11 protein-coding genes are annotated in these 10,715 nt (G+C 68.6%); 7 read left to right on the forward strand and 4 right to left on the reverse strand.

The features are described 5' to 3' along the window. Positions 1-25: 25 nt before the first annotated feature. From G6N55_RS06830 to G6N55_RS06850, 5 genes are all read left to right on the forward strand, one after another. On the forward strand, positions 26-805 hold the full coding sequence (locus G6N55_RS06830) for a pyrimidine reductase family protein (RefSeq protein WP_085226768.1): 780 nt from the start codon (positions 26-28) through the stop codon (positions 803-805). Between the two features lie 19 nt (positions 806-824). Continuing rightward, positions 825-2,405 carry an alpha/beta hydrolase gene (locus G6N55_RS06835; protein WP_085226766.1) on the forward strand — a complete coding sequence of 527 codons (1,581 nt, stop codon included), beginning with the start codon at positions 825-827 and terminating at the stop codon, positions 2,403-2,405. Between the two features lie 20 nt (positions 2,406-2,425). Further along, the gene (gene aftC, locus G6N55_RS06840) at positions 2,426-3,736 is read left to right on the forward strand and encodes an arabinofuranan 3-O-arabinosyltransferase (protein WP_085226764.1); all 1,311 of its coding nucleotides are present in this window, start codon (positions 2,426-2,428) and stop codon (positions 3,734-3,736) included. Between the two features lie 8 nt (positions 3,737-3,744). Next, the gene (msrB, locus tag G6N55_RS06845; RefSeq protein ID WP_163667706.1) at positions 3,745-4,155 is read left to right on the forward strand and encodes a peptide-methionine (R)-S-oxide reductase MsrB; all 411 of its coding nucleotides are present in this window, start codon (positions 3,745-3,747) and stop codon (positions 4,153-4,155) included. Positions 4,156-4,260: 105 nt separating this feature from the next. Further along, on the forward strand, positions 4,261-5,109 hold the full coding sequence (locus G6N55_RS06850; protein ID WP_085226760.1) for a hypothetical protein: 849 nt from the start codon (positions 4,261-4,263) through the stop codon (positions 5,107-5,109). Positions 5,110-5,182: 73 nt separating this feature from the next. Here G6N55_RS06850 and G6N55_RS06855 read toward each other — a convergent pair whose 3' ends face one another. Genes G6N55_RS06855 through hemE form a run of 4 tightly spaced genes read right to left on the reverse strand, consistent with a single transcriptional unit; the run spans position 5,183 to position 9,055 of the window. Then, a complete protein-coding gene (locus G6N55_RS06855; RefSeq protein ID WP_085226758.1) occupies positions 5,183-5,935 on the reverse strand; it encodes a class I SAM-dependent methyltransferase in 753 nt (250 codons plus the stop codon). Next, positions 5,932-6,627, reverse strand: a complete 696-nt coding sequence (gene hemQ, locus G6N55_RS06860; RefSeq protein WP_085226756.1) for a hydrogen peroxide-dependent heme synthase — start codon at positions 6,625-6,627, stop codon at positions 5,932-5,934. Before hemQ ends, G6N55_RS06855 begins: the two co-directional genes overlap by 4 nt. A 5-nt stretch (positions 6,628-6,632) precedes the next feature. Continuing rightward, entirely contained in the window at positions 6,633-8,009 is a 1,377-nt protein-coding gene (locus tag G6N55_RS06865; RefSeq protein ID WP_085226754.1) for a protoporphyrinogen oxidase, read from the reverse strand. Further along, the gene (hemE, locus tag G6N55_RS06870; RefSeq protein ID WP_085226752.1) at positions 8,006-9,055 is read right to left on the reverse strand and encodes a uroporphyrinogen decarboxylase; all 1,050 of its coding nucleotides are present in this window, start codon (positions 9,053-9,055) and stop codon (positions 8,006-8,008) included. The genes G6N55_RS06865 and hemE overlap by 4 nt, the downstream gene beginning before the upstream one ends. Before the next feature lie 98 nt (positions 9,056-9,153). Between hemE and G6N55_RS06875 the strand changes: the two genes are divergently transcribed. After that, on the forward strand, positions 9,154-9,948 hold the full coding sequence (locus G6N55_RS06875; protein WP_139827100.1) for an enoyl-CoA hydratase/isomerase family protein: 795 nt from the start codon (positions 9,154-9,156) through the stop codon (positions 9,946-9,948). Positions 9,949-10,079: 131 nt separating this feature from the next. Beyond that, positions 10,080-10,715 carry a DUF3000 domain-containing protein gene (locus tag G6N55_RS06880; RefSeq protein WP_085226748.1) on the forward strand — a complete coding sequence of 212 codons (636 nt, stop codon included), beginning with the start codon at positions 10,080-10,082 and terminating at the stop codon, positions 10,713-10,715.

The following is a 10,715-nucleotide window of genomic DNA, read 5'->3' on the forward strand; positions in this document are numbered from 1 at the left end:
CTAGCGGCGTGTTGCAATCGTCCTCATGCCCGAGTCAGGCACCGGCAGAGCCGCCGACACCCCGTTGACCCTGCTCGGGTCCGGGCGCGAACTCGACGACGGCGAACTCCCCCAGCTCTACGCCTATCCGGACGGCGACAACACCTGGGTGCGGGCCAACTTCATCACCAGCATCGACGGCGGTGCCACCGCCGGAGGCAAGAGCGGCCCGATGGCGGGGCCCGGTGACCGTCTGATCTTCTTCCTGCTGCGCGAACTCGCTGACGTGATCGTCGTCGGTGCGGGCACCGTTCGGGTGGAGGGCTATTCCGGCGCGCACGCGGGAATCGCCGAGCGCCAACGGCGGCAGGCCCGCGGGCAAAGCGAAGTGCCGCAATTGGCCATCGTCACCAAATCCGGCCTCCTGGACCGCGAGATGGGGGTGTTCACCCGGACCGAGGTGCCACCCCTGGTGCTCACCTGCACGACGGCGGCCGACGAGACCCGCCGCCTGCTCGGCGACCTCGCCGAGGTCATCGACTGCTCCGGCAACGATCCCGGCAGCGTCGACGAGGCCGCGATGCTGGCGATCCTGCGGGGCCGCGGAATGCGCCGGGTGCTGACCGAAGGCGGGCCGATGCTGCTCGGCGCGTTGATGCAGCGGGACATGCTCGACGAACTGTGCCTGACGATCGCGCCGTACGTCGTCGGCGGGCTGGCGCGGCGGATTGCGACCGGCCCGGGCCAAGCGCTGACCCGGATGGGTTGCACCCACATCCTGAGCGACGACGCCGGCTACCTGTACACGCGCTACGTGCGGGCATAGCCGGGCGAACCCGCGTGGCATGGCTACTGTGGTCGGCATGAGTCGGCACATCAGGTCCGCGACCACCCTGGTCGCGATCACCGCGTTGCTGACCGCGTGCGTTCCGGGCCTGCCCGCCGACCCGCGCTTCGCGACCAATGCCGGCGCCCGGCCGCAGGGCGCGGCCACGACGAAGCCCCCGCCCGCCGGTCCGCCACCGATCGCCGCCCCCAAGAACGACCTGTCGTGGCACGACTGCACGTCGAAGGTGTTCAGCGACGCCGGCGTGCGCAACGCCCCCACCGGCGTCCGGCTTGATTGCGCGAACTACGACGCCGACCTCGACCCGGTCAACGGCGGGACGGGAACCGTGACCGTCGGCGTGGTGCGCGCTCAGTCGAATCAGACCCCGAAGGACGCGGGACCGGTCGTCTTCACCACCGGCACCGACCTGCCGTCGTCGGCGCAGCTGCCGGTCTGGCTGTCCCGCTCGGGCAGCGATCTGCTGGCCGCCCACCCGATCGTCGCGGTGGACCGCCGCGGAATCGGCATGTCCAGCCCGATCGACTGCCGGGATCGCTCCGACCGCCAGTCGATGCGCGATCAGGCCCAATTCCAGAGCGGCGACGACCCGGTCGCCAATCTGTCCGACATCTCCAACACCGCGACGACCAGCTGCACCGACGCCATCGCGCCGGGCGACAGCGCCTACGACAACTCGCATGCGGCCTCCGACATCGAGCGGCTGCGCAGCCTGTGGGACGTGCCCTCGGTCGCGTTGCTCGGGGTCGGCAACGGCGCGCAGGTCGCGCTGGCCTATGCGTCATCGCGGCCCGACAAGGTCGCCCGGCTGATGCTCGACTCCCCGATTGCGTTGGGGGTCAACGCCGAGGCGGCCGCCGAGCAACAGGTCAAGGGCCAGCAGACCGCACTCGACGCGTTCGCCGCGCAATGCGTCGCGGTGAACTGCGCGCTGGGTCCCGATCCGAAGGGTGCCGTCAGCGCGCTGCTGGCCGACGCCCGCGCCGGCAAAGGGCCCGGCGGCGCCTCGCTGGCGGAGGTCGTCAACGCCATCACCGTCGCACTGGGCTTCCCGTCCGGCGGCCGCGTCAACGCCACGACGAGTCTGGCCAACGCGCTGGCCGCGGCCCGCTCCGGCGACCCCAACCAGCTGACCAGCCTGATCAACCACGCCGATGCTACTCAGGATTCCGACGGCCAGTTCGTCAACTCCTGCAGCGACGCGATCAACCGTCCGACCCCGGACCGCGTCCGCGAACTCGTGGTCGCCTGGGCCAAGCTCTACCCACAGTTCGGCACCGTCGCCGCGCTCAACTTGGTCAAATGCGTGCACTGGCCCACGATCTCGCCGCCGGCACCGCCCAAGGACCTCAAGGTCGACGTCGTCTTGCTGGGCGTACAGAACGACCCGATCGTCGGCTCCGAGGGCGTTGCCCAGACGGCGGCCACGATCATCAACGCCGGCGCGGCCAGCCGACGGGTGATGTGGCAGGGCATCGGCCACGGGGCGAGCATTTACACGCCGTGCGCGATCCCACCGCTGGTCGGCTATCTCAACACCGGCAAGCTGCCCGGAACCGACACTTACTGTCCCGCCTGAGCTGACGGCCCCGCGCCGCGGTGTACGGTGCGCTGGTGACGGCAGCTGATTCGACTCGGACCGGCCTGCGCGATTGGGTGCTGGCCGCCTTCCGTCCCCGCTCCGGGCCGCCCAGCACGGCGACGATATTGCGGTCCGCGCTGTGGCCGGCGGCGATCCTTTCGGTGCTGCACCGCAGCATCGTGATCACCACCAACGGCAACATCACCGACGACTTCAAGCCGGTCTACCGGGCGGTGTTGAACTTCCGGCGCGGCTGGGACATCTACAACGAGCACTTCGACTACGTCGACCCGCACTACCTGTATCCGCCCGGCGGCACGCTGCTGATGGCGCCCTTCGGCTATCTGCCGTTCGCGCCGTCGCGCTACCTGTTCATCCTGATCAACACGATCGCGATCCTGATCGCCTGGTACCTGTTGCTGCGGCTGTTCAAATTCACCCTGGCCTCGGTGGCGGCCCCGGCCCTGCTGCTGGGCATGTTCTGCACCGAGACGGTGACGAACACGCTGGTGTTCACCAACATCAACGGCTGCGTGTTGCTCGCCGAGATGCTGTTCCTGTGGTGGCTGCTGGACGGTAAACGCGGCCATCAGTGGTGGGCCGGCGTCGCGATCGGGTTGACGCTCACGCTGAAACCGGTGCTGCTGCCGCTGCTGTTGCTGCCGGTGCTGAATCGCCAGTGGCGGGCGCTGGTGCCGGCGTTCGTGATCCCGATCGTCATCAATGTGGCGGCGTGGCCGTTGGTCGCCGACCCGAAGGACTTCGTCACGAAAACGGTGCCGTACTTCCTGGGCACCCGCGACTACTTCAACAGCTCCATCGAGGGCAACGGCGTGTACTTCGGCCTGCCCACCTGGTTGATCGTGTTCCTGCGGCTGCTGTTCACGCTGCTGGCGATCGGGGCGCTGTGGCTGCTGTACCGCTACTACCGCACCCGCGATCCGCTGTTCTGGTTCACCACCTCGTCAGGCGTGCTGCTGCTGTGGTCGTGGCTGGCGCTGTCGCTGTCGCAGGGTTACTACTCGATGATGCTGTTCCCGTTCCTGATGACGGTCGTGCTGCCCAATTCCACGATCCGCAACTGGCCGGCCTGGCTGGGGATCTACGGCTTCCTGACGCTGGACCGGTGGCTGCTGTTCAACTGGATGCGCTGGGGCCGGGCGCTGGAATACCTGAAGATCACCTACGGCTGGTCATTGCTGTTGATCGTGGTGTTCACGGTGCTCTACTTCCGCTACTCCGACGCCAAGGCCGAAAACCGGCTGGACGACGGCATCGATCCCACGTGGCTGACCGCGGGGCGCGAAAAGGCTAGCGTGGACGCATGACTTCCGACGTGTCGCAGCCCAAATTGCAGCTCACGGACGACGAATGGCGCAAGAAACTCACTCCTGAGGAGTTTGCGGTACTGCGTCGGGCCGGCACCGAGCGCCCGTACGTCGGTGAATACACCGACACCAAGACCGAGGGTGTCTACGAATGCCGGGCCTGCGGGAAGGAGTTGTTCCGCAGCACCGAGAAATTCGACTCGCACTGCGGTTGGCCGTCGTTCTTCGACCCGGCCAACTCCGACGCGGTGATCCTGCGCCCCGACCATTCGATGGGCACGACGCGCACCGAGGTCATCTGCGCGAACTGCCACAGCCACCTCGGTCACGTCTTCACCGGTGAGGGTTATCCGACGCCGACGGATCAGCGGTACTGCATCAACTCGATCTCGCTGCGCCTGGTCCCGACCGAAGGCTGAACCCTTTTCCGCGACACTTAAACGGTTGCGAAGACACGCCGGGAACGGCCGCAGTGCTTTAAGTCTCGACGGATCTTAGGGAAGCGTCGTGACGTCTGTTCGGTTATGGACGACGTGTTTGTGGGCAGCGAGGCGGTCCGACGAGGACAGCTGAGCTCGCATCGGCTGCGAACGGACTTCCGCGCGATCCACCCGGATATCTATCTGGGGAATTACGCGCCGCCATCGCTGCGCACGCGTTCCCTCGCGGCGTGGTTGTGGTCCGGCCGGCGCGGCGTCCTGGCCGGGCTCGCCGCGGCGGCACTGCACGGAGCAAATTGGATCGACGACGACGAACCGATCGAATTGCTTTGGCGCAACCCGCATCCCCCGGTTGGCGTGATCACGCGCAACCATCGGGTGCAGCCGGACGAGGTCACCCGTGTCGCCGGCCTGCCTGTCACAACTCCCGCAAGAACCGCGTTCGACCTTGCCAGGCAACTGCCCACCGGCAAGGCAGTGCCGCGCCTCGATGCGTTGATGCGGGCGACACCGTTCTCGCCCGAGGACGTGCTACTGCTGACCAAGCGATACGCCGGTGCGCGTGGTCTACGGCAGCTGCGCACCACGCTGCCGTTGGTCGATGCTGGCGCCGCGTCACCCAAGGAGACATGGCTGCGCTTACTGCTCATCAAAGCGGGCCTACCGATTCCCACCACGCAGATTCCGGTGCGGGAGAACTGGCGGCCGGTGGCGTACCTCGACATGGGCTGGGAGAACTACAAGGTGGCAGCCGAGTATGACGGGGACCAGCATCGCGCGAACCGTCATCAGTATGTCCGCGACCAAGACCGGCTACGCAGGCTCGAGGAACTGGGCTGGATCGTCGTCCGGGTGATCGCCGAGGACAAGCCCGCCGACGTCGTACGACGGGTGCGAAAGGCGCTCATTCGGCGAGGGCTTCGCGACACTTAAACCATTGCGACGACACGCCGCACATCGTCGCAATGGTTTAAGTGTCGCGGCAGGAGGGGGCCAGGCCGCGGGCCTAGTCCGCTCGGGTGGCGTGCACTTCCCAGAACGGGGCGTGCACCCGGCCATTGACCAGCCAGGGTTCCATCGCGCGGAACCGTTTCAGCATGTCTTCCGCCTGATCGGCCATGTCCGGGTTACGCGCGGCCATCATCTCGATGCTCTCGGCGCTGATGTTGACCTGGTAGGTGGTCGTACCAAGATAGGCGATCTCCCAGCCGCCGGCCGGCAGTACGTCGCGAAAGTCCTTCTCGGACAACGACCGCATCATCGTGAAGCCGTTGACGTCGTGCGCGCCGAACTCGAACATGTACAGCCGCGCACCCGGCTTGGTGGCCCGCCGCAGCGCCTGGGCGTACGTCTGCGCAAGCCCGGGCTCGCTGCCGAAGGTGTGATAGAAGGCGCAGTCGACGACGGTGTCGAACCGGTTCTCCAGCCCTTCCAGCTTGGTGGCGTCTGCCAGCTCGAAATTCACTGATACGCCGGCCTTTTGGGCGTTCTCGGCAGCCCGCTCCAGGGCGGCCGCCGATCCGTCGATGCCGGTCGCCGAGTAACCCTTCGAGGCGTAATAGATCGCATGATGCCCGGGACCGGTGCCCGGGTCGAGCACGTCGCCCTTGATCGCGCCGAGGGCGACCAGCTGCCGGACCACCGGCTGCGGGCCACCGATGTCCCACGGCGTGGCGGTGGGCAGGCCGTGCGACGTTCGCTCGTCGCGGTACATCTGTTCGAAACGGGTGGGATCGTTCGGGTCGAAATCGGTTGTCATGGCAGCGAATTCACCAGCTGCTCGATCGCCACCCGCGGTCCGGTGAAGAACGGTGTCTCCTCGCGGGTGTGGCGTCGGGCATCGGTGGCGCGAAGTTCGCGCATCAGGTCGACGATGCGGTGCAGCTCGGGCGCCTCGAAGGCCAGGATCCATTCATAGTCGCCGAGGGCGAACGCCGGGACGGTGTTGGCCCGGACGTCCTTGTACTCGCGCGCGGCCATGCCGTGCTCGGCCAGCATGCGGCGGCGTTCCTCGTCGGGCAGCAGGTACCACTCGTAGGACCGCACGAACGGATACACGCAGATGTAGGCGCCGGGCTCCTCGCCGGCCAGGAACGCCGGGATGTGGCTCTTGTTGAACTCCGCCGGCCGGTGCAGCGCCACGCTGCTCCACACCGGCGCGCTGACCTGGCCCAGGGTGGTGGTGCGGCGGAAATCGGCGTAGGTGGCTTGCAACGCCTCGACGCGCTCGGCGTGCGTCCAGATCATGAAATCGGCGTCGGCCCGCAGGCCCGCGACGTCGTAGAGGCCGCGCACCACGACACCGCGCTCTTCCTGCTGCTTGAAAAACCGGGTGGCGTCCTCGATTACGGCGTCACGCTGCTCGCCGAGTTCGCCGGGTTCCACCGAGTACACCGAGAACATCAGATAGCGAATCGTCGAGTTCAGGGCGTCATAGTCGATCTTGGCCATGAGACCTATCGTGCCACTTCCGCGTCATAGGCCTCGGTGGCCCTGATCACACGATCGACGGCCTTGCCGGCCGCGCCGATACAGGCCGGCACGCCGATCCCGTCCAGGTAACTGCCCGCCACGGCGATGGTCGGCGGCAGGCCGGCGCGCAGCTGCGCGACCACGTCGGCGTGGCCCGGCCCGTACTGCGGCATCGCCTCGATCCAGCGCTGCACGCGAGCCTCGACCGGGTCGACGGCCAGCCCGAACACGGTGGCCAGGTCGTCGACCGCCCACGCCAGCAGCTCCTCGTCGGAGGCGGTGGCGGCCAGGTCGTCGCCAAATCGCCCGAAGGACAGCCGCAGGAACTGCAGGTCGCCGCCGATGCCCCATTTGCGCGACGACAGCGTGATCGCCTTGCCCCGCAATCGCTCACCGCTGGCCGCCAGCACACCGGAGCACTCCGGGAACGCGGTGTCGCCGGGCACCGCGAGCGCGACCACCACCGACGACGCGCTCGCGATCCGGCGCGCGGCGGCGGACGTCTGCGGGGCGACACGAGAGACCAGGCGCGCCAGCCGCGGGGCGGGGATGGCCAGGATCACCGCGTCGGCGTTCCACTGCGCACCGGTGTCGTCGCGCAGCGACCAGCCCCGCCCGGCCCGGTCGAGCCCGTCCACCGCGGCCCGAACCCGGCGCGCCCGGCCGCGCTCGACGAGCTCGTCGATCAGCACCTGGTAGCCGCCGTCCAGCGCGCCGAACACCGGTGCGCCGGTCGCCGGCGGCAAGCCCCGGCGGACCGCGTCGGTCAGGCTGGTGGCGCCGCGATCCAGCGCCGCCGCCACGCTGGGAGCCGCCGCGCGCAGCCCGATTGTGGCCGCCGAGCCCGCGTACACCCCGCTGAGCAGTGGGTCGACGGATCGCGCGACGGTCTGCTCGCCGAACCGATCGGCCACCAATTCCGCTGCGGCAGGGTCGCTTCCGGGTTGCCAGTCCAGCGGGCGGCCCGGCTCGGCGTCGATGCGCGCGACGGTGGCGTCGTCGACCAGTCCGGCCACCGACGCCGCCGACGACGGAATCCCGACCACCGTGGCCGCCGGCAGCGGGTGCAGCCCGGCCTGGCTGTAGATCAGCGGCCGGGCACCCGAGGTGCCCAGCTGACGCCCCGAGAGGCCCAGCTCGGCCAGCAGCGCCGGCATCTCGGGACGGCGCAACACGAACGCCTCGGCGCCCAGGTCCATCGGCCGCCCGCCGAGCTGCTCGGTGCGCAGGATCCCGCCGAGCCGATCGCCCGGCTCGAACAGCGTGATGTCCGCGTCGTCGCCGACCGCCGCACGCAGCCGGTAGGCCGCGGTCAGGCCGGAAATACCGCCGCCCACAACACAATACGACCGCGGGGTCATAGCGAGTGGACCAGCGACACCAGGTCGGTCAGCACGCCGGGGTCGGTCTCGGGCAGCACCCCGTGACCCAGGTTGAAGACGTGGCCCGCGGCTCCGGCGTCGACCGCACGACGGCCGTCGTCGACGACGGCGCGCGCCGCGCGTTCCACCACCGGCCAGCCCGCCAACAACACCACCGGATCGAGATTGCCCTGCAGCGCCGCGCCGGGCCGCACTCGGGCCGCGGCATCGGTGAGCGAGGTCCGCCAATCCACCCCGACGACCGTCGGGCCCGCTTCGCCCATGGCGCCCAGCAATTCGGCCGTCCCGACCCCGAAATGTGTCATCGGCACGCCGCATTCGGCCAGCGTCGCGAACACCCGGGCGCTGTGGGGCAGCACGTACTGGCGGTAGTCGGCCAGCGACAGCGTGCCCGCCCACGAGTCGAACAGCTGGATGGCATCCACCCCGGCGTTGATCTGGCCGCGCAGGAATTCCACGGTGAGATCGGTCAGCTTCGACATCAGCGCGTGCCAGCTGGCCGGTTCGGCCAGCATCATCGCCTTGGTGCGGGCGTGGTTGCGGCTGGGCCCGCCTTCAACCAGATAGGACGCCAACGTGAAGGGTGCGCCGGCGAAACCGATCAGCGGCACCTTGCCCAGCGCGTCGACCAGCAGCGAAACCGCTCGGGCGATCGGCTGAATTGCTTGCGGCTCAAGGGGTTTCATCGCTTCGATATCGGCGTCGGTGCGGATCGGGTGTGCGATCACCGGTCCGACGTCGGGGACGATGTCCAAGTCGATGCCCGCGGCGCGCAGCGGAACCACGATGTCGGAGAACAGGATCGCTGCGTCGACGTCGTGGCGCCGGATCGGTTGCAGGGTGATTTCGCAGACCATCTCGGGCTCGAAGCACGCCGCCAGCATGCTGGTGCGTTCGCGCAGCGCCCGGTATTCGGGCAGCGAGCGCCCGGCCTGCCGCATGAACCACACCGGCACCCGGCCGGGCTTGCGGCCGGTGACGGCGGCCAGGTAAGGCGACTCGGGAAGTTCGCGACGGGTACTCATCGAACTCAATGCTGCCATTGTGTCGATTTCCGGGCCCGGCGGCGCCCCTGGAGCGGCCGGCCGCGCTGCGTAACATCAACCCGGTGTCAGTCGCACCGATCTCCGTCAATTACGACGAATTCCCCAGCCTGCGCTTCGAACACGGCGATAACGGCGTGCTCACGGTGGTTCTCGACTCCCCCGGGCTGAACTCGGTCGGGCCGCAGATGCACCGGGATCTCGCCGACGTCTGGCCGGCCATCAATCGCGACCCCGATGTCCGGGCCGTCCTGATCCGTGGTGAAGGCAAAGCGTTTTCGTCCGGCGGCAGTTTCGAGCTGATCGACGAGACCATCAACGACTACGAAGGCCGGGTCCGCATCATGCGCGAGGCCCGCGACCTGGTGCTCAACATCGTCAACTTCGACAAGCCGATGGTCTCGGCGATCCGGGGGCCCGCGGTCGGCGCCGGCCTGGTGGTGGCGCTGCTCTCCGACATCTCGGTGGCCGGGCGGACCGCCAGGATCATCGACGGGCACACCAAGCTCGGAGTGGCGGCCGGCGACCACGCCGCGATCTGCTGGCCGCTGCTGGTCGGGATGGCCAAGGCCAAGTACTACCTGCTCACCTGCGACACCCTGCTGGGCGAGGAGGCCGAGCGCATCGGCCTGGTATCGGTCTGTGTCGACGACGACGACGTACTCGCGAGGGCGACGCGGATCGCCGACGACCTGGCGCAGGGAGCCCAAAACGCGATCCGGTGGACCAAACACAGCCTCAACTACTGGTATCGCATGTTCGGCCCCGCCTTCGAGACGTCCCTCGGCCTGGAATTCTTGAGTTTCAGCGGGCCCGACGTGCAGGAAGGCCTGGCGGCGCATCGCGAGAAGCGACCCGCCCGATTCAACGGCTGAAAACCGCCTGAGCAGGCTAAACGGTGAATGAAAACGTCTTGACACGACCTGGTAACAGCTTGATCGCGACGAGTTTGGGACTCGGCGCGCCTGTCGCGGCGGGTCGGGCGATAGGTCTAGCGTCGAACGCTGTGACCCGCGCATACGACGATGCGGAGCGGGAGCGACCAGAAGGAGTGGCGCCAGTGACCTCAGTCGAACCGGCCCCATTCCGCGAGGCGGTGGCAGCGATGAACGCCGTCAACGCCCGGCCGGAGATCGAGCTGGGCCCGATCCGGCCGCCGCAACGCCTGGCGCCCTTCAGCTACGCGCTGGGGGCCGAGGTGAAGCACCCCGACCTCGAGATCGTCCCCGAGCGGTCGGAGGGCGACGCGTTCGGCCGGCTGATCCTGCTCTACGACCCGGACGGCGCCGACGCCTGGGACGGCACCACCCGCCTGGTCGCCTACATCCAGGCCGACCTGGACTCCAGTGAGGCCGTCGATCCCCTGCTGCCGGAAGTCGCGTGGAGCTGGCTGATCGACGCGCTGGAGGCCCGGACGGACCAGGTCACGGCGCTGGGCGGCACCGTCACCGCCACCACCTCGGTGCGCTACGGCGACATCTCCGGGCCGCCGCGTGCCCACCAGCTCGAGTTGCGGGCCTCGTGGACGGCGACCACACCCGCGGTCGGCGCGCATGTCGAGGCGTTCTGCGAGGTGCTGGAGCACGCCGCGGGCTTACCGCCGGCTGGGGTCACCGACCTGAGCTCGCGGTCACGCGCCTGA

The sequence above is a fragment of the Mycobacterium florentinum genome, assembly GCF_010730355.1.
Lineage (GTDB): Bacteria > Actinomycetota > Actinomycetes > Mycobacteriales > Mycobacteriaceae > Mycobacterium > Mycobacterium florentinum.